This is a genomic window from Mesorhizobium sp. USDA 4413 (assembly GCF_056280365.1).
Genome location: NZ_JBVPRP010000001.1, coordinates 126,252 through 144,653 on the forward strand (window position 1 = coordinate 126,252; position 18,402 = coordinate 144,653).

Below are 18,402 nucleotides of genomic sequence, written 5' to 3' on the forward strand. Positions count from 1 at the left end.
CGAGATTGTTCGTACCTTAGGTCGCCTCAGCCCTCGCCGGCGGGCCTGATCCTCAACCTCGCAATGCGGTTCTTGTCGCGCTTCATCACCACGAAACGCTTGCCGTGGAAGGTGAAAGCCTGCTTCTCCTCCGGGATCGACTGCGTCTCATGGATGACGAGACCGGCAATCGTCGTCGCCTCCTCGTCGGGCAAGTCCCAGTCGAGCGCGCGGTTCAGGTCGCGAATCGGCACCGTGCCGTCGACGACGACCGAGCCGTCGGCTTCCTTCTTTACGCCCTGCATGTCGATATCGTGCTCGTCGGCGATCTCGCCGACGATCTCTTCGATAATGTCTTCAAGCGTCACCAGTCCTTCGACCTCGCCATACTCGTCGACAACGATGGCGAAATGCGTCTTGCGACGCAGGAAGGCGTTAAGCTGTTCCTGCAAGGTGGTGGTATCCGGCACGAACCACGGCTTCGCCGCGATCTTCATGACGTCGATCCGCGAAAAGTCGTTGCCGACCTCGTTGAGGGCTCTCAGCAGATCCTTCGCATGCAGCACGCCGACGATGTTGTCGAGCGAGCCCTTCCACAGCGGCATGCGGGTGTGCGGGCTCTGCAGGATCTCGCGCACCACCGCTTCGGGCGCATTGTCGGCATTGACCGAGCGCATATTGGTGCGGTGGACCATGACGTCCGATACTTCGAGCTCATCGAGTTCGAAGAGGCCCTCGAGCCGGTTGCGCTCCTCATCGGCAGCCGCGCCCTCGCGGCGGGCATCGTCGCCGTCTTCATCCTTGCCGTTGCGCTCGGATCGCTGCGGCGGCTCGATCGGCCGCAGCGCGTAGCCGCAAGCGGCAAGCAAGCGGGCGCGGAACAGAAGCGCCAAAAGCACGATGGCGGCGAGGACGGCGGCGACGATCCAGCCGGCGCCGGTCATCTAGGATGGCTCACTTTGAGCCTTCCGGGATGGCTCAGCTTGAGGAAGGAGAGCACTTCCGAGGGCGGCACGTCCTTGGCGATGAACGACTGGCCGATGCCGCGCGTCAGGATGAAGGTCAGCGCGCCGCGCGAGACTTTCTTGTCCTGGGTGATGAAGCCGAGCAGCGTCTCGGCGTCGGGTAGCCCGCCCGGAATATCAGCCATCCGCCAGGGCAGGCCGACGGCGCGCAAATGCGCCTCCACGCGTTCCGCGTCGTCCGGGCTCGCCAGGTTGAGCCGCGCCGAAAAACGATGCGCCAGCGCCATGCCGATGGCGACGCCCTCGCCATGGACGAGGCGCGCGCCATCATATTGGGTGGCGGCTTCCAGCGCATGGCCGAATGTGTGGCCGAGATTGAGCAGCGCGCGGTCGCCGGTCTCGAACTCGTCGCGGGCGACGACGTCGGCCTTGGCGCGGCAGGCCTCGGCGATCGCCTCGACCCGCGCCGGACCGCCCGCAAAAACGTCCCGCCAGTTCTGTTCCAGCCAGGCGAAGAAGGCCGGGCGATCGATCAGCCCGTATTTGGCGAGCTCGGCATAGCCGGCGCGGAACTCGCGGACCGGCAGGGTGTCGAGCACATCCGTGTCGGCGAGCACCAGCCTGGGCTGGTGGAAGACGCCGACAAGGTTCTTGCCGCGCGTGCTGTTGATGCCGGTCTTGCCGCCGACCGAGGAATCGACCTGCGCCAAGAGCGAGGTCGGAATTTGCACGAAATTCATGCCCCGCCGCACGATGCCGGAAGCGAAGCCGGCAAGGTCGCCGATGACGCCGCCGCCGAGCGCGATCACCACGTCGCGGCGTTCGAGCTTTGCGGCCAGCACGCCGTCGACCACCTCCTCGAGATGGGCGAAACTCTTGGTCTTTTCGCCCGCCGGCAATGTGATGACGGCGGACTGGATGCCGCCTTTCTCCAGCCCTGCCTTCAGCGCGTCGAGATGCGCGGCGGCGACGTTCTCGTCGGTGACGATGGCCGCGCGGGTACCGGGAAGGCGGCGCGCGATCTCTTCGCCGGAGCGTGCGAGCAGGCCTGAGCCGATGAGGATGTCATAGGCGCGGTCGTCGAGCCCGACCTCGACCTTTACCGGTTCGGCATGGCTCACGACTGCACCTCGTCGGTTGTGGTGCCTGTAGCGCCCGTCGCGATCGCCTCGACGCCGAGATGGGCGCAAAGCGCCGCGACCACTTCGCCGGCGATGATCTCCTTGCGGTCGTCGCGCGTCGGCACGGTCAGGTCGGCGGTGGCATAGACCGGATAGCGCTCGCCCATCAGCTTCTCCAGCACGCCGCGCGGATCGGGATTCTTGAGCAGCGGCCGGTTCTGCTTCTTGGAGACGCGCTCCATCAACAGGTCCAGATCGGCCTTCAGCCAGACCGATACGCCATGCGCGGAAATCGCCTCGCGCGTCTGCGCATTCATGAAGGCGCCGCCGCCGGTCGACAGCACTTGCGGCCCGTTCTCCAGCAGACGCAGGATCACGCGCTGCTCCAGCGCCCGGAATTCCGGTTCGCCATAGCGCTCGAACAGCTCCGGCACCGTCATGCGCGAGACGCTTTCGATCTCCTGGTCGCTGTCCATGAAGGGCAGCGAAAGCATCGTCGCCACCTTGCGGCCGATCGCCGTCTTGCCGGCTCCCATCAGCCCGACGAAGACGATCGAACGGCTGCCGAGCGCTTCGATCAGCGCGGCACGGCCTTCGTCCGTCGGATTGGGTGGCAAAGCGTTCATCGGGGCCTCTTTGCGCCGTATCGACATCAAAAGCCTGTTTGCGTCAAGCACAGCCGGACAAAGGTCCAGGAAGCTTTTCCGGGAAAACCTGTAGCGACCGGAATCCTTCGTCCTTGAATTGCCTGGATTGGCGTCCCATAAGGGCACAGGGCTTTGGAAACGCAGAACAACAAGACGGGCGAAAATTGAATGCCGACTTTGTTTCGCTTCGTCGTGACGCTGGCGGTTCTAGCAGGCATTGCCTATGGCGTGATGTTCGCCTTGGCGATGTTCGTGGAGCCGAGAAAGGCGGAAATGAGCATCCGTATTCCGGCCGAAAAACTAAACCCCAAGAAAACCGACGAAGCACTAATCCCGGCCCGATGAGCAGCGCCGCCCGCATCGAAGCCTTCCTCGAAATGATGAGCGCCGAGCGGGGCGCGGCCGAAAACACGCTTTCGTCCTACCGCCGCGATCTGGAGGACGCTTCCGAGGCGATCGAAGGCGGGCTTGCCGGCGCGGGATCGGCCGACATTCGCGCCTATCTCGACGACATTGCAGCGCGGGGCTTCGCGCCGACCTCGCAAGCGCGCAAATTGTCGGCGATCCGGCAGTTCTTCAAATTCCTCTATGCCGAAGGCCTGCGCGGCGATGACCCGACCGGCACGCTGGACAGCCCACGCAAGGGCCGGCCGTTGCCGAAGACGATGAGCGAGGCCGAGATCGGCCGCCTGCTCGACCGGGCGGCGCAGGAGGCGGCCGAAGCCGGACCGGATGGTGACCGGTTGGCGGCGTTGCGCCTGCACGCGCTGGTCGAGGTGCTTTACGCCACCGGGCTGCGCGTGTCGGAGCTGGTCGGACTGCCGGTGACGGTGGCGCTGCGCGACGACCGTTTCTTCATGGTGCGCGGCAAGGGCGACAAGGAACGCATAGTGCCGCTCTCGGCCAAGGCGCGCGCCGCCATGCGCGCCTGGCTTGCGGCCAGGGCCGGGCGGCCGGCCTTCGCCGAGAGCCCGTTCCTGTTTCCGGCCTCTTCCGACAGCGGCCATCTCTCGCGGCAGGTTTTCGCCCGCGATCTCAAGGGCTTGGCCGCGCGGTCGGGGATAGCTGCAGCCAAGATCTCGCCGCATGTGCTTCGCCATGCTTTTGCCAGTCATCTGCTGCAGAACGGCGCCGATCTCAGAGCCGTTCAGCAACTGCTCGGCCATGCCGATATCTCGACCACGCAGATCTACACCCACGTGCTGGAGGAGCGGCTGGTGCGGCTGGTCAACGATCATCATCCGCTTGCCGACTAGGCCTCATATCGCTATGTGAGGGCGACGTTCCCCCGCCCGGAGCCGGCATTTCAGCGGTTCCGCCAGCCATTTTGCCTTCCGACGGATCGGTCCGCTCAAGCATGTACAACTACCTCGACTTCGAAAAGCCGGTGCAGGATCTGGAGCTCAAGATCCTTGAGCTGAAGAAGCTTGCCGAGAACGGCGAGGCGGTCGATGTCGGCGAAGAGATTAGCAGGCTGGAAAAGCGCTCGCGCGACGCGTTGCGCGACCTCTATAAGGCGCTGACCCCCTGGCAGAAGGTGCAGGTCGCGCGCCATCCCGATCGCCCGCATTGCGTCGACTACATCAAAGGGCTGTTCACCGATTTCACGCCTTTGGCCGGCGACCGCAATTTCGGCGACGACCAGGCGATCGTCGGCGGCTTCGCCCGCTTCCGCGGCGAGCCGGTGGCGGTCATCGGCCAGGAGAAGGGCTCCGACACGGCAAGCCGCATCAAGCACAATTTCGGCTCGGTGCGGCCGGAGGGCTACCGCAAGGCCGTGCGCCTGATGGAGCTGGCCGACCGGTTCAATATCCCACTTTTGACGCTGGTCGACACGGCCGGTGCCTATCCCGGCGTCGGCGCCGAGGAGCGCGGCCAGGCCGAGGCGATCGCGCGTTCGACCTCGGCCTGCCTTTCGCTGAAGGTGCCGTCGATCTCGGTGGTTATCGGCGAAGGCGGCTCCGGCGGCGCCATCGCGATCGCCACCGCCAATCGCGTCTACATGCTGGAGCACGCCATCTATTCGGTGATCTCGCCCGAGGGCGCGGCGTCGATCCTGTGGCGGGACACCACCCGCTCGAAGGACGCGGCGACGAACATGAAGATCACCGCGCAGGATCTTCTCGAGATGAAGATCATCGACGCCATCATCCCCGAGCCGATCGGCGGCGCCCAGCGCGCGCCGGAAACGGTGATTGCCTCCACAGGCGATCTTATCGCCCGGACGATGAAGGATTTTGCCGGCGCCAATACCGATTTCCGCGAGCAGCGCCGCGAGAAATACCTGGCGATGGGGCGCAGTCTCTGACCCGCCAACGTTCAACTGTGGCCAAGATGAGCATTTTTGCCACAAAAATGCCGCCGGATTCGGCTCAATGGGATTTGCCGTGAGGGGTTTGCGAAGGCTTGCGGTAAGGAATTTTCAAGGTTAACGGGCTTATGGTCCACTGGTGTTCAGCCTGCGGGCCCGGCCATGCCGAGAGCCGTTGGCCCGAGAGAAGAGACGTAGCCGCATCGATGTTTGCCAAGCTTGCCCGCACCGGAGTCCTGATCGCCGCCATCGGCGTCGCCGGCTGCAACGATTCCTCGATGAAGGATTTCGCGCCGGAGGCCAACAAGCCGCTGCCGGACAAGATCCTGGCCGACATGAAGGCCAAGGGCATGGTGCGCACCTCCTCGGTGATGGCCCGCATCTTCAAGGAGGAAGGCAAGCTCGAGATCTGGAAGGCCAAGACCAATGGCCGCTACGATCTCGTCGCCACCTACGACATCTGCAAATGGTCGGGCAAGCTCGGCCCCAAATACACCGAGGGTGACCGCCAGGCGCCGGAAGGCTTCTACACGGTTCGTCCTTCGCAGATGAATCCGCGCTCGCACTACCATTTGTCCTTCAACATCGGCTTCCCCAACGCCTACGACCGCGCCAACGGCCGTACCGGCCAGAACCTGATGGTGCACGGCGCCTGCTCGTCGTCCGGCTGCTACTCGATGACCGACGCGCAGATCGAGCAGATCTACGCCTTCGGCCGCGATGCCTTCGAGGGTGGCCAGACGGAGTTCCAGATCCAGGCCTTTCCGTTTCGCATGACCGCCGCCAACATGGCGCGCTACCGCAACGACCCGAACTACGAGTTCTGGAAGATGTTGAAGGTCGGCTACGACAATTTCGAGATCACCAAGGTGCCGCCGAAGGTCGACGTTTGCGAGAAGCGCTACGTCTTCAACCAGGTGGCGCCGGAGGGCACGACCTTCGATCCGACCGGCCCCTGCCCCGCGACGACGCAGCCTGACTCGCTGAAAACGGCCTATGCCGACTACGAAAAGCGCTACGACGCGGCCTTCAAGGCAGCTGTCAATTCCAGCACGCCGCCGCCGAAGCCGACCATTGCCGGCATCAAGGAAGCCAGCCTCGTTTCCGACTGGTCGAAGCGCCGCGCCCGCGGCGAGCGCGTGCCGATCGAGCCGCCGTCGATGAATGCCGACGGCTCGGTGACGGAAACCACCCGCATGGGCCGTATCGATTCCCCGCTTGGCCGCAAGATGGCCGCCCTCGACGCGGAGAAGGAAGCCAAGCGCAAGGCCGAGGAGCAGCGTCTGGCGGCGATCGCGGCGGCCAAGGCCGCCAAGGAACAGGCCAAAGCGCAGGCCCTGGCCGAGAAGGAAGCCGCCAAGCAAGCGGCGCAGCAGCCGGTCGTCACGGCCGGAGTCGAAACCGCGCCCGCCCAGCCGGCGCAGGAAGTGCAGGCCGCCGACGCCGATCAGGGCACCGTGTCGAAACTGAAGAAGAAGCTGCTCGGCATGTTCGGCGGCTGAGACCTTTATGCATCCCGCCCAAAGCATGCCCTCGGGCATTGACCTAAGGCGGTTTGGGATCAGGACATGCCTGAACAAAAGGCGAAGCCGCCGGCCATCTACGATCTCAAGGGGCTGAACTGCCCGCTGCCGGTGCTGAAAGCCCGCAAGCGGCTTGCTGCAATGCGGCCCGGCAGCCGGCTTTGGCTGGAAACCACCGATCCGCTCGCGGTCATCGATATCCCGGCCTTCTGCGCCGATGCCGGTCACCAGTTGGTCGAAACGGCCGCGGTCACGGGCGGCCATCGTTTCCTGGTCGAGCGCGGCAGCGCGGCCTGAGCCGGCGTCGTTGTCGGCCTACAACCCGGCTATTGCCAGCGGATTGGCTTCGAGCGCCGCCCGGTCCGGCGTGTCGATTGACGGCTTGTTGGTGAAGGCGGCGAACAGCCGCTGGATGTAATCGTCCGGCATGTCGAGCGTGATCAGCACCAGCCTGGTGCCGCGCTGGCCGTCCGGCCAGGCCGGCAGCCTCGCCGGCGGATGCAGGATCTTCTGCACGCCGTGGATGACCAGCGGCCGCGACGGATCCTCCGCGAGCTCGATGACGCCCTTCATGCGCAAGAGCTTTTCGCCATGCGTCGAGCGCAGAAGATCGAGGAACATCTCGATCGCCGAGAACGGCACCGGGCCGTCATGGACGAGCGAGTGCGTGCGCACCCGGGTGTCGTGGCGATGCTCGTGATGGTGGTGATCATGATCGCCGTCATGGTGATGATGATCATGATCATGCGCCGCCTCTTCACCAAGCCAGCGCCGCACGTCGGCGGACTTGGTCTGAGGGTCATAGAGACCGCAATTGAACAGCGCCGCGGCGCCCGTGCCGGCCTCGTTGACGTCGAGCAGGAGGGCGCCCGGATTGATCTGCCTCAGCCTCGCCCGCAACGCCTCGACCTCGGCCGCGTCGGCAAGGTCGGTCTTGGTCAGCACGATGCGGTCGGCCACCGCCGCCTGTTTCACCGCCTCGACATGGGCATCGAGGGTTGCCTGGCCATTGACGGCGTCGACCAGCGTGATGACGCCGTCGAGCCGGAAAGCCTGCACCAGCGCCGGGTGCGCCATGATCGACTGCAGCACCGGCGCCGGATCGGCCAGGCCCGTCGTCTCGACGACGACACGGGCCAGTTTCGCGATACGGCCGGTCTGCAGCCGGTCGACGATGTCGGCGAGCGTGTCGACGAGGTCGCCGCGCACCGTGCAGCACAGGCAGCCGTCGGAAAGCTGGATGATGCCGTCGGACGCCTGCTCGACCAAAAGATGGTCGATCGCCACCTCGCCGAACTCGTTGATGATCACCGCCGTGTCGGCAAGCGCCGGATCCTTGAGCCGCCGGTTGAGCAGCGTCGTCTTGCCGGCGCCGAGAAAACCGGTGAGCACCGAAACGGGAATGGGAAAGCCGCTACCCATGACGCAGCTCAGTTGGCCTTGGCTGGTTGGTCGCCCTGCGCCCCTGCGGCGGCGGTTGCCACCGGCTCGGCGCCGGCCGGCGCCGGCCTGTCTGGCCGCCAGCTCGGCAGCGGCACATCGGCATAGTTCTGATCGGCCTGATCGACGAACGCCTTGGGCGCCGGCCCTGTGGCGCCACCCAGGCCGACGGCGATGAGCGTCGGGTGCTCAAGCTTTACCTGATAGGGCGATTTCGGCCTGCCCTTGGCCGCGACCTCGGGAGCAGCCTCGGACTGCTCCTCCTTCGGCTTCTTCTTGCAGATCTCGTCATGCATGTCGTTGGGCGACAGCGTGTCGCCATAGGGCTTGAGCATCGCAAGCGTGGTCGAAGTGGCGGCGGGCATGTCGAAACCCTTGTCGAGCAGCTTTGCCGCCGCTTCGGCGCGGCTGATCGCCGATCTCTCGCCCAGCACCACGGCCACCAGGGTGCGCCCGTTGCGCGTTGCCGAGCCGATCATGTTGAAGCCCGACGAGCAGACGAAACCGGTCTTCATGCCGTCGGCGCCCGGATAGCGCCCGATCAGCAGGTTGTAATTCGGGAGAGCCTTCTTGCCGACGGCGAGGCCTTCGATCGAGAACCACGGGGCATATTGCGGAAAATCATTGCGCAGCGCCGTCACCAGCACCGCCAGGTCGCGGGCGGTCGTATATTGCTCGGGCGAGAAAAGCCCGTTCGGGTTGACGAAATGCGTGCCGACCATGCCGAGCCGCGCCGCCTCGGCGTTCATGCGGTCGGCAAACGCGGCCTGCGATCCGCCGATATTCTCGCCGACGGCCATGGCGATGTCGTTGGCCGACTTGACCAGCATCATCTTCAGCGCATTGTCGAGCCGCATCACCGAGCCGGGCTTGAAGCCCATTTTGCTCGGCGGCTCGCCGGCCGAATGCTTCGTCACTTTGATCGGCGAATCGAGCGCTACCTCGCCGGCCTGGATCGCGCGGAAGGCGACATAGGCCGTCATCAGCTTGCTGAGAGAGGCCGGATACCAGCGCTTGAACGCGTCCTGATGCTCCAGAATGGACCCGCTTTTGAGGTCGAAAAGCACGACCGGGTTGGCTCGAGCCGCGCCGGCAAAGGCCGCAATCGCCAGCGCGCCTGCCAGCAACAGGTTGAGGAAATGCCTTTGCCGCATGATCAAATCCGAAATCGCCTCTTGCCGTAATCGCCACTGGCTCCGTAAGATTTCGTTACTCATCGCCAGCATAATGCGGGCCGACCCTCGCCCCGGACCGCATTGTTGCGGTGCTATTTACCCTATGTGTCGCCAAAATGGCAAAGTGCTAGACATCACAATTGACAATCACGATTGCTGAGCATCGGCTCTGAACCGACTGCCGCCAATCAATCAAGAGATGGAACGATCATGCCGATTCTGAACCGAGCCGCGCAAATGCAGGAAGAAGTCGCCGGCTGGCGACGGCATCTGCACCAGACACCGGAGCTGAATTTCGACGTGTTCCAGACCGCCGCCTTCGTCACTGAGAAGCTGAAGGCCTTCGGCTGCGACGACGTGGTGACGGGGCTGGGCAAGACGGGCGTCGTGGGCATCATCCGCGGCCGCAAGGGCGATGGCCCGACGATCGGGCTGCGCGCCGACATGGACGCGCTGCCGATCGACGAGATCACCGGCAAGCCATGGGCCTCGACCGTGCGCGGCAAGATGCATGCCTGCGGCCATGACGGCCATACCGCGATGCTCTTGGGCGCCGCCAAATATCTTGCCGAGACGCGCAACTTCGCCGGCACCGTGGCGGTGATCTTCCAGCCGGCCGAGGAAGGCGGCGGCGGCGGCAACGAGATGGTCAAGGACGGCATGATGGAGCGCTTCGGCATCGAGAAAGTGTTCGGCATGCACAATATGCCGGGCCTGCCGGTCGGCCAGTTCGCCATCAAGCCCGGCCCGATCATGGCCGCGACGGCCGAATTCACCATCACGGTCAGGGGCCGCGGCGGCCATGCCGCGATGCCGCACGGCACGATCGACCCAATTGTCATCGCCAGCCAGCTGGTTGGCGCACTGCAGACCATCGCCTCGCGCAGCACCGATCCGGTCGAGGCCGTTGTGGTATCGGTGACGAAGTTCCACGCCGGCGACGCCTATAACGTCATTCCCGAAAGCGCCGAGATCGCCGGCACCGTGCGCACGCTGAAGAAGGAAGTGGCCAAGAAGTCGGAAGAGCGCATCCGCGCGCTCTGCGCCGGCCTCGCCGCGGCCTTCGGCGCCACCATCGACGTCGATTACGACGCCAATTATCCTGTCACCTTCAACCATGCCGAGGAAACCGCGTTTGCGGGCGATGTCGCCGCCGATATCGCCGGCGACAGCCATGTCCACCGCGCCATCCAGCCGGTGATGGGCGGCGAGGATTTCTCCTATATGCTGGAAGCCCGTCCCGGCGCCTTCATCTTCATCGGCAACGGCGACTCGGCCGGCCTGCATCACCCGGCCTACGATTTCAACGACGAGGTCATCCCGCACGGCATGAGCTACTGGGTGAAGCTGGCCGAAACCGCGCTGGCCGCCTGAGCGCCTGCGCGCGAAGGCGGCAAGCGTCCGTCATACCGCTCGGCCGGTCGGCCGTTCGGCCTTGCCGAGATGAGTTGCAGCCTGAGGGGGGGTCAGCATGCCCCTTGGCGAACCGGCCCGAAGCGTTTATGTGTCGGGCCGCGTGGTCCCGTAGCTCAGTAGGATAGAGCGGCAGATTCCTAATCTGTAGGTCACAGGTTCGATTCCTGTCGGTGATCACCAAGCTTTTCAAGGGGTTGGCGAGCAGATCGCCGCACGGTGGGCGGCGTCAGAGCGATCCTGACGTGAACGGCCCCGAAAGATGGTGCCTGCGCAGAAGTGTGGAGAGGCGGTTCGCGGCCTCGGCGAACGCTTCGCCTCCGGAAGCGATCACTGCCGGTCGTTCCTGCTCGGACGCAGCCTGCATGCGTTCCCAGAACGCGGCGACGGCAGCGCTCGACCGGGCGAGATCGGCGGCCACGGCCTTATCGTCGGCCAGCGCCGCCAATTGCCGAGGATCGATGCCGCCGATGCCGGGCGGGACTTTCGCTCCCATGTCGACGAAGCCCGGAGGCAGCGACCCTTTCAGATTGTGAACGCGGTGCTCGACGATGGCGGCGTAGATCTGATCGACGGCCTGCTTGGCGCCCGCGACGCGGGAGGGATGATCGGTATCGGCCGCGGCATGGGGGAGAAGTTCCAAACGCTGGCCATAGGCTTCGACCAGCTTGAGATAGGGCAGCATCGGTCCCGAAACCGTACCGCCGTCATTGAACAGATCCGCATCGATCGCCGCATGGGAGATGCGCCCCGACGCCAGCGCGCGCTCCAGCGCCGCCACGTCGACCAACTCGCCGCGGTCATAGTTGATGAGCACGGCGCCGTGGTTGAGAACGGAAAGCACCTCGTCTCCGATCAGTCCGGCATTGGCGTATCGTTGCTGGCCGGCATCGAAGGCACCCAGGCCCAGATGGACCGAAAGCACGTCCGCGCCGCGCGCCGCATCCACCATGCTTGCGGCATAATCGAAGCCTTCCAGCTCGATCCACTTCCGGTGGCGGGGCCGCGCATAAATGGTGACCCGCATGCCGAAGGCCTGCCCCAACCTGGCGAATTCCCGGCCGATATTGCCATAGCCGATCACGGCCAGCCTTTTGCCTTCGAGCTTCTCGGTCGGGTAATGGCGCAGGTCCTTTCCCGTATCGAACTGCCCGCCGGCGACCAGGCTGTTGAGCTTGCCCACGGGAAGATCCGGCCTGACTTTCAGCAGCGCCTTCATGGCCATTTGCGCGGTGGCGCGGCTGTTGATGCCGGGCGTGTTCATCAACGGCGCCTCGCCGCCTTCGCCACTGCCTCCGCCCCAGGATGCCGACCCCATATTGCCGGTGCCGGCGCCGATGCGCACGCCGCCGAGGCGAAACCTGGCCTCGGCCGGAACGAACGTCGCGGCGGCGATGACGGCGTCGTAGCGGCCATCGCTGGCCTCAGCCAACAATTCCTCGCGCGTGCTCAATTGCGGTTGGTAGAAGAAATGCAGCCTGCCGGGGTCGAGGACGCCGGCCTTGGCGATGCCTGTCTGGTGGAACACGCCACCCTTGGCTTCGATATAAGCCCTGACCTCACTGTGGTCGGGATTGCCGTCCGCGCCAAAGCGCAGCCCGACAAAATCGCAGATCAGAATATTGGCTGATGTCATGACGCGTCGTTTCCCTGCAACTGTCTCCAGCTACTCCAATCCGTTATTGGATGGACCGACGCGAAGCGGCATATACGGGTCGCAAGCGAGAGATCTGCCCTGAGGAAGCCAGAATCGTGATCAGATGGCCCGGCCGGGTCAGCCTGAGATAATTTCGTAATGAAGGTTCTGGGCGTCGCCGAGGGAGGATCTGCGTCCAGGCGAGATGATGCCGGAGCCGAAGAGGAGAATATCTTCGCGACGTACGAATACTTCTTGGTTGGTCCCCATCGACACAAATGTGCCCGACGAGCTTCGCTCGATAAGCCAGGCCTTGCCATTCGAAATGGTGAAGGTCGCATGGTGCCGTGAGACCCAGGGCCGCTGGACGACGATATTGCATTCCGGAGATCGGCCGATAGTCACGAATTCGTTGTTTCGGCAGGATTGCAACAGATCGCCATAGCGGATGACCAGATTGATCTGACGCGGTAAGGCGGAGCGCCTGTCGACAAAGGTGCCCCGCCTGGCGATGTGCGTGGTGAGGGCCCCATCGTCGCTTCCCAACGTATAGACATCGAAGAGTTCTTGCTTCCCCTTGAAGGCCATTTTGTCGAGGAGCCGCAAGGCACCGCGGCTGCCCGCGGAAAGGGCTTCGAAGAAGCTCTGGCTTATCAGAACCTCCCCGGGGTTGGCCGTGGCGGACAACCTCGCGGTGACATTGACAACGTCGCCGAATACCGCGCCCCGCGCGCGAATGACCGCCCCGAAATGCAATCCGATCCGGGATCGCAATGGCCCTTTCGTCAGTTGGCTGCTGATTTCGCAGACGGCCTTCAGCGCCGCCTCCGGTCTCTCGAACAGGCTGAGCACGTCATCACCCTTCGAGTAAATGAAATCACCGCCGTGCCGGGCGACGATCGCGCGTATCGCGTCGAGGCAATTCGAGATTTGCTGCAGAGCGGCATCGTCGCCGATGCGCTCATAGAGCGGCGTGCTGCCCACGACATCAGCCAAGAGGACTGCGGCTAGAAGTCTCTCCTGATCCATCGACTCGTATCCGGCCCGAGAACGCAGCGTGTATAACACACCCAAGTCGACCTTGACCTATCTACCTGCTCGCCGGGGGCCGCAAGGCGCCACGGGGCAAGCGTTTTGGCGGGGTTGTCGGAACGGACAGGCATCTGCCTTCGCTCGTCCCGCCAAACGACACGCTTCTCCCCACGGGATTTGCACGCATCGCGATCGCGCTCACACTGGCCGCCATGCGCCCCGCAGGCCGATAGCTTTCTGCGGCAGGCATGATGACGCGCAGCCGCAGCATTCCCCTCGACCATCGATTGCGACTCCCCGCGCCACGCCGCGCGACGGACGATCTTTGCATGGAGCGCAGCTACGGGGCTCCCACACCTGTCATGCAGGGTGACCGGATCGGCCTGCGAAGCGTTGGGTCGCCTCATCGGCTTCCCAACCGGCCGCTGGTGTTACTGATTGTCGACGCAGGCGTCAGCCAAGCATCCCTCGATCTGCTTGAGAAATCTGATGCCAGGGGTGTCATCTTCGAGGATTCTTTCCATCATGACCCCGTCGGCGTGACAGGCCGTTGCCTTGTGTAAGCCCACCAGGGCCTGGGACAATGTTTGCGCTTCGGACCCATTGAGCGTCAGCGCGCCCGGGGGCTCGAAAAACAGCGCGGCGACAAGCGCGCCTTTCAGCAGCTCTTGCGCGTCGATGGCCTTCCCTAGCGATATCAAGACCGTCTGGTCCTTCGGCTCGAGTGTCACATTTGCCTGAGGACCGATATCGCAAGCGAGTGCCGAACTGCTCGAGAGCACGACCGTTGCAAAAGCCACAATGGAACGCATTCGATCTTCCCGCAAAGACCACCGGCTGCCGCGCCACTCTGCTGCAAGCCGCGCCAGAATTCAACTCGGGCGATCCGGCGTCCATGAGGACACGCGAAAGTCGAGCTAGCCCGGGCTGCCGGCCGCTGGATTGGCGATGATCGCCGCCCGGAAGCGGGTGACGAAATCGTCCAGCGCCGGGCGTTCGGCATCCGAAATCGCCCAGTAGGCGAAGGCATCGTCGGTCCAGTGGACCAGAAGGAAGCCGCCGGCTGAGAGATCGTCCGCCACCGGCACCGATTTGGCCTCGTTCTGCCGGGGCGCGGCCACCAGCGTGATCAGGTGCTCGTGATGGCGGTAGACCAGCGCCGGCATCGGCCTGTCGCCGATCACCTCGACACGTCCGCCGAGCAGCGCGTAGCCATCCTTGGCCATGTCCGGTGCCGGCGGCGACACGCCGATGCGCCCGTCGAGCCACGGCTTCACCGTGTGGCGGTCGGACGAGACGATGTCGACCGGGCTCGCCGCGAGCAGGCTGCGGCGATGGCCATTGGCGACGGCGACCGCGAAGCTCTCGGCGCTATTGTCCGCCGTCACCAGCCACTGCGTCGCGCCGCTGGCGAGGAACGCCGTCAGCACGATCGAGGCCGCCATTTGGCGCCAGTCGAAAGAGTTGAACCAGCGTGCCGCGCGCGGCCGCATCTCGACGACGTTGCTCTGCTGCTGCGGCTGAACGGAGGGCCGCACTTCCGCCTTTACGGGCCCAGCCCGTGCGGCTTCCACATCCTCTGCGTCTTTTGCCGCGCCGATCGCCGCGATGCGCGTCAGGAAATCGTCGCTGACCGTCGGGCGCGGCAAGCTGGCGAGAGCGCCGCGCAGCGCCACCAGCCGCGCATGCTCGGCAGCAAGCTCCGGATCGGCGGCCATGCGCCGCTCGACCGCCAAAGCGGCCGCGGCATCGAGCTCGCCATCGACAAGGGCGTGGATCATCAGCTTCATATCCTGCGGGTCTTGCGGCAATCCATCCTCACGCGGGCGATTTTCATGCGGGCTCATGGTGGCGCCCTCCGAGTTCCGTCATCAAGAGGCCGCGGGCCCGTGCCAGCCGCGACATCACCGTGCCTTGCGGCACGCCGAGCATGGCGGCGATCTCGCGGTAGCTGAGGCCGTTTATGTCGCGCAGCACCAGCGTTTCGCGGAAGGCTTGCGGCAACCCGGCGATCGCCGCTTCCACAGCCGCCGAATTCGCCTTGGCGATCAGCGCAGCCTCCGGGCTGTCGTCATTGTCCGGCGGCGGCGACACATCGTCGAGATCGGCGAGGTCGCCGACGGCGACCACGCTGCGCGGACGGTTCTTCGCCATCCATGTATAGGAGGCGTTGCGCACGATGGTCAGCAGCCACGCGCGGGGGTTTCCCCCAGCGAAGCGGGCAATGCCCGCATGCGCCTTGAGGCAGGCCTCCTGCACGACATCCTCGGCATCGGCCTGATTGCCGGTCAGCCAGCGGGCGAGCGACAGCGCATCGCCAAGATGCGGCAGCACCACCTCGGTGAAACGCGCGGCCAGCATCTTTTCGCTCAACACCGTTCCGCCGTCGGGCGCTCCCGCCATGGGTCTGCCGCCCTCAGCGGGAGGCGGCGATCTGTCCCTGCTCGTGCGGGAAAAGATCGCGACCGCAGGCGATGGCGCCTGCTTCGAGGGAGGAGAAGGCATCGGTATCACCGGAGTCAAGGGTCTCGGAAGCAAGGGGCGCCTCGAAAGGGGACGGCGCATCGCTGGCTGCAACGTGGTGCTCGCCGTCATCGTCGTGCATCTCGATGGTTGCGATCGGCACGGATCAGGGCCGACGGCGGGGCGGTACCGCCCGGAACAGATGCGCCCAACCGCAACGCTCCAAGGGACGACGGCGGCTGAGGCCTTCGCCCTCTTCAGCGCGTGCGTATTTGTCTTCGTGCCGCTGCATAACGGTCTCCTGCTGTTGCGCACAAAGGCGCATACCCTGGAGACCGGCGGACCGGGCCGTTTATTCCCGACCGGTCGGCCTTTTCGTTCACGCTAACGTGATCGGAGGCGCATTGCCCTACAGCGTCAACAGCGCAAGCCCGGCCAGCGCCGAGGCCGCCAGCGTCGGCAGCATGCCGAGTTTCAACCTGAACATGGCGACCATCGCCGCCGCCGAGAGCAGCGCGGCGCGCCAGTCGAGCAAGGACAGGACCGGCACCTCCACGCCCCAGCCGACGCTTGCGACTTTGCCGAACACGACATGCAGCGCGAACCACAGTGCAAGGTTCATGATGACGCCGACGACCGCCGCGGTGATCGCGCCCAGCGCCGCCGCCAACGCCTTGTTCTGCCTGAGCTGCTCGATGTAGGGCGCGCCCAGAAATATCCAGAAGAAGCAGGGGACGAAGGTGGTCCAGAGCGTCAGCGCCGCACCGAGCGATCCGGCAAGTAGCGGGCTGGCCATGCCGGCATGGCGATAGGCAGCGGCGAAGCCGACGAATTGCAGCACCAGGATCAGCGGCCCGGGCGTCGTTTCGGCAAGGCCCAGCCCGTCGACCATTTGTCCAGGCGAAAGCCAGCCGAACGAGGTCACCGCTGCCTGCGCCACATAGGCGAGCACGGCATAGGCGCCGCCGAAGGTGACGACGGCCATCAGGCTGAAGAAACCGCCGATCTGCGCCCACACGCTGCCTGGCCCCGCCAGCAAGGCGATCAGCGCCACCGGCCCCAGCCAGACCGGCAGCCAGATGGCGACGGTGCGGATGGCGTGCCCTCGCTTCGGCATGGTGTGGCCGAGTTCGCCTCGCTCGAACATCAGGTCGACCACGCCCCGGCTGTCGGCGGTTTCGCCCTTGCCGTGCGCCGAGCCCGAAAACAGCCCCGGCGCGAAGCGGTTGCCGGCCCAGCCGATAAGCCCGGCTGCGAGTACGATCAGCGGGAACGGCAGCTTCACGACATAGATGGCGAGGAAGGCCGCCACGGCGATCGCCACCATCGCGCGGTTCTTCAGCGCCCGCTTGCCGATGCGGATCACCGCCTCGACCACGACGGCGAGCACCGCCGCCTTGACGCCGAAGAACAGCGCCTCGACGACCGGCGCGTCGTTGTAGAGCATGTAGAAGCTGCTCAGGCCAAGCATGACCAGCGCGCCGGGCAGCACGAACAGGATGCCCGCGACAAGCCCGCCTGCGGTGCGGTGCAGCAGCCAGCCGACATAGACGGCAAGCTGCTGCGCCTCGGGCCCAGGCAGAAGCATGCAATAGTTGAGCGCGTGCAGGAAACGCTCCTCGCCGATCCAGCGGCGTTCCTCGACCAGTTCCTTGTGCATCAATGCGATCTGCCCGGCAGGCCCGCCGAAGGACAGCAGACCAATCTTGGCCCAGAGCCGCGTCGCCTCGCGGAAGCTCGGCACGGCCGCGACATCGACCGTCGGCGCGGTGCCGTCCTTGGTGAGGGATGTCATTGTGCCTTGCCCCCGACCGGCCAGTTATGCGTCTCGTCGGTGGCATCGCGGCACCAGCGGAAGAAGGCGTCATAGAGGAGCATGCCGGCGTCGAGCTGCTCGAGATCGTCGCGGAACATGCGCGACAGGCCGAGCGAGGCGGCGAGGAACCCGGCCGCCTGCGGCGCGAGGTCGAGGCGCGCCGTGTCCGCGCCGCGCACGATCAGCGCCAGGCGGTCGAGCGCATCGACGCGCAGGCCGAATTCCTCGATCATCGTGTCGAAACTGCAGCGATCGCCGCGGTGGCTCCAGAACACGCCTTCGATATCGAACGGAACCGCGCCGAAGCGGTCCGCCACCAGAGGCACCTCGGCCGGATCGACGAACAGGAAAACCGCATCGGGATCGACGAAGCGACGGATCAACCAGGGGCAGGCGATGCGGTCGACCTTCGGCCGCGAACGCGTGACCCATACTGTGCGTCCCTTTTCGTCGCGCGGCGGGATCGCGCCGGCGTTGACCAGCGGCGCCTTGGCGCCGGCCCAGGCTTCGAAGCCGCCTTCAAGCGACTCGGCCGGAATGCCTTCATGACGCAGCCATGCGGCAACGCCTTGCGAAAGCTTCTGCCCTCTCTGGCAGATCACGACGACTTTGCGCCTGGAAAATTCCGCAGCCCAGGTCGAGACGGTCCTGAAATCGCGCCGGCAAGACGCCGGCAGCAGGCGCGGATCGGCTTCGTAATCCTCATCGATGCGCACATCGACCAGGCAAGGCGCATCGGGCAAGCCGACGAGACGCGAAAGTTGCGGAACGGTGATTGCGGTTGTTGATGGCATGGCGTCCACCTCCTGAACAAGAGAGCCTGGACGCGATCGTTGGGCTGACGCCTCACGGGGTCATCGCGAGGAACCCCTTGCGGGAAT

Annotated in this window: 19 protein-coding genes and 1 tRNA gene; 8 read left to right on the forward strand and 12 right to left on the reverse strand. The window is 65.1% G+C overall.

Annotated features, from left to right (window positions below):
- Window positions 1-26: 26 nt before the first annotated feature.
- The 3 genes from ACVMIM_RS00630 to ACVMIM_RS00640 are packed head-to-tail and all read right to left on the reverse strand — an operon-like array spanning window position 27 to window position 2,691.
- Window positions 27-923, reverse strand: coding sequence for an HlyC/CorC family transporter (locus tag ACVMIM_RS00630; protein WP_476109765.1), 897 nt, complete (start codon window positions 921-923; stop codon window positions 27-29).
- The gene (gene aroB, locus ACVMIM_RS00635; protein ID WP_476109767.1) at window positions 920-2,065 is read right to left on the reverse strand and encodes a 3-dehydroquinate synthase; all 1,146 of its coding nucleotides are present in this window, start codon (window positions 2,063-2,065) and stop codon (window positions 920-922) included. Before aroB ends, ACVMIM_RS00630 begins: the two co-directional genes overlap by 4 nt.
- The gene (locus ACVMIM_RS00640; RefSeq protein WP_476109769.1) at window positions 2,062-2,691 is read right to left on the reverse strand and encodes a shikimate kinase; all 630 of its coding nucleotides are present in this window, start codon (window positions 2,689-2,691) and stop codon (window positions 2,062-2,064) included. The genes aroB and ACVMIM_RS00640 overlap by 4 nt, the downstream gene beginning before the upstream one ends.
- Window positions 2,692-2,880: 189 nt before the next feature.
- On the opposite strand from ACVMIM_RS00640, the gene ACVMIM_RS00645 reads away from it, so the two are divergent.
- The 5 genes from ACVMIM_RS00645 to ACVMIM_RS00665 all read left to right on the forward strand — a co-directional run bounded on the left by ACVMIM_RS00645 (window position 2,881) and on the right by ACVMIM_RS00665 (window position 6,843).
- Window positions 2,881-3,057, forward strand: coding sequence for a hypothetical protein (locus ACVMIM_RS00645; protein ID WP_040998648.1), 177 nt, complete (start codon window positions 2,881-2,883; stop codon window positions 3,055-3,057).
- Complete coding sequence (locus ACVMIM_RS00650) at window positions 3,054-3,968, forward strand: site-specific tyrosine recombinase XerD (protein WP_476109771.1); 915 nt, start codon at window positions 3,054-3,056, stop codon at window positions 3,966-3,968. Before ACVMIM_RS00645 ends, ACVMIM_RS00650 begins: the two co-directional genes overlap by 4 nt.
- Window positions 3,969-4,069: 101 nt before the next feature.
- A complete protein-coding gene (locus ACVMIM_RS00655) occupies window positions 4,070-5,020 on the forward strand; it encodes an acetyl-CoA carboxylase carboxyltransferase subunit alpha (RefSeq protein ID WP_040998652.1) in 951 nt (316 codons plus the stop codon).
- Window positions 5,021-5,229: 209 nt separating this feature from the next.
- Window positions 5,230-6,525 carry a L,D-transpeptidase family protein gene (locus tag ACVMIM_RS00660; RefSeq protein ID WP_476109773.1) on the forward strand — a complete coding sequence of 432 codons (1,296 nt, stop codon included), beginning with the start codon at window positions 5,230-5,232 and terminating at the stop codon, window positions 6,523-6,525.
- A gap of 66 nt (window positions 6,526-6,591) precedes the next feature.
- Window positions 6,592-6,843, forward strand: a complete 252-nt coding sequence (locus tag ACVMIM_RS00665) for a sulfurtransferase TusA family protein (RefSeq protein ID WP_278051384.1) — start codon at window positions 6,592-6,594, stop codon at window positions 6,841-6,843.
- An 18-nt stretch (window positions 6,844-6,861) separates the two neighbouring features.
- Here ACVMIM_RS00665 and ACVMIM_RS00670 read toward each other — a convergent pair whose 3' ends face one another.
- Window positions 6,862-7,968: a CobW family GTP-binding protein gene (locus tag ACVMIM_RS00670; RefSeq protein ID WP_476109775.1), complete on the reverse strand. Its 1,107-nt coding sequence runs from the start codon at window positions 7,966-7,968 to the stop codon at window positions 6,862-6,864.
- Window positions 7,969-7,976: 8 nt separating this feature from the next.
- Window positions 7,977-9,140 carry a D-alanyl-D-alanine carboxypeptidase family protein gene (locus tag ACVMIM_RS00675; protein ID WP_476109776.1) on the reverse strand — a complete coding sequence of 388 codons (1,164 nt, stop codon included), beginning with the start codon at window positions 9,138-9,140 and terminating at the stop codon, window positions 7,977-7,979.
- A gap of 231 nt (window positions 9,141-9,371) precedes the next feature.
- Here ACVMIM_RS00675 and ACVMIM_RS00680 point away from each other — a divergent pair, with 231 nt between their 5' ends.
- Both ACVMIM_RS00680 and ACVMIM_RS00685 read left to right on the forward strand, forming a co-directional pair.
- Window positions 9,372-10,535 carry a M20 aminoacylase family protein gene (locus tag ACVMIM_RS00680; RefSeq protein ID WP_040998661.1) on the forward strand — a complete coding sequence of 388 codons (1,164 nt, stop codon included), beginning with the start codon at window positions 9,372-9,374 and terminating at the stop codon, window positions 10,533-10,535.
- 144 nt (window positions 10,536-10,679) lie between these two features.
- Window positions 10,680-10,757 (forward strand) — tRNA-Arg (locus ACVMIM_RS00685).
- A 46-nt stretch (window positions 10,758-10,803) separates the two neighbouring features.
- Here the strand turns inward: ACVMIM_RS00685 and ACVMIM_RS00690 are convergent.
- The 5 genes from ACVMIM_RS00690 to ACVMIM_RS00710 all read right to left on the reverse strand — a co-directional run bounded on the left by ACVMIM_RS00690 (window position 10,804) and on the right by ACVMIM_RS00710 (window position 15,645).
- A complete protein-coding gene (locus ACVMIM_RS00690; protein ID WP_476109778.1) occupies window positions 10,804-12,210 on the reverse strand; it encodes an NAD(P)-dependent oxidoreductase in 1,407 nt (468 codons plus the stop codon).
- A 138-nt stretch (window positions 12,211-12,348) separates the two neighbouring features.
- On the reverse strand, window positions 12,349-13,239 hold the full coding sequence (locus ACVMIM_RS00695) for an adenylate/guanylate cyclase domain-containing protein (RefSeq protein ID WP_476109779.1): 891 nt from the start codon (window positions 13,237-13,239) through the stop codon (window positions 12,349-12,351).
- Between the two features lie 434 nt (window positions 13,240-13,673).
- Window positions 13,674-14,054: a hypothetical protein gene (locus ACVMIM_RS00700; protein ID WP_476109781.1), complete on the reverse strand. Its 381-nt coding sequence runs from the start codon at window positions 14,052-14,054 to the stop codon at window positions 13,674-13,676.
- 105 nt (window positions 14,055-14,159) lie between these two features.
- The gene (locus tag ACVMIM_RS00705; RefSeq protein ID WP_476109782.1) at window positions 14,160-15,089 is read right to left on the reverse strand and encodes an anti-sigma factor family protein; all 930 of its coding nucleotides are present in this window, start codon (window positions 15,087-15,089) and stop codon (window positions 14,160-14,162) included.
- Window positions 15,076-15,645: a sigma-70 family RNA polymerase sigma factor gene (locus ACVMIM_RS00710; RefSeq protein ID WP_476109784.1), complete on the reverse strand. Its 570-nt coding sequence runs from the start codon at window positions 15,643-15,645 to the stop codon at window positions 15,076-15,078. Before ACVMIM_RS00710 ends, ACVMIM_RS00705 begins: the two co-directional genes overlap by 14 nt.
- Here ACVMIM_RS00710 and ACVMIM_RS00715 point away from each other — a divergent pair.
- Window positions 15,644-16,093, forward strand: coding sequence for a hypothetical protein (locus ACVMIM_RS00715; RefSeq protein WP_476109785.1), 450 nt, complete (start codon window positions 15,644-15,646; stop codon window positions 16,091-16,093). The genes ACVMIM_RS00710 and ACVMIM_RS00715 overlap by 2 nt on opposite strands.
- 21 nt (window positions 16,094-16,114) lie before the next feature.
- Here the strand turns inward: ACVMIM_RS00715 and chrA are convergent, their stop codons facing one another.
- Window positions 16,115-17,500, reverse strand: a complete 1,386-nt coding sequence (chrA, locus tag ACVMIM_RS00720; protein WP_476109786.1) for a chromate efflux transporter — start codon at window positions 17,498-17,500, stop codon at window positions 16,115-16,117.
- Window positions 17,497-18,315, reverse strand: a complete 819-nt coding sequence (locus ACVMIM_RS00725; RefSeq protein ID WP_476109787.1) for a chromate resistance protein ChrB domain-containing protein — start codon at window positions 18,313-18,315, stop codon at window positions 17,497-17,499. The genes chrA and ACVMIM_RS00725 overlap by 4 nt, the downstream gene beginning before the upstream one ends.
- Between the last annotated feature and the right edge of the window lie 87 nt (window positions 18,316-18,402).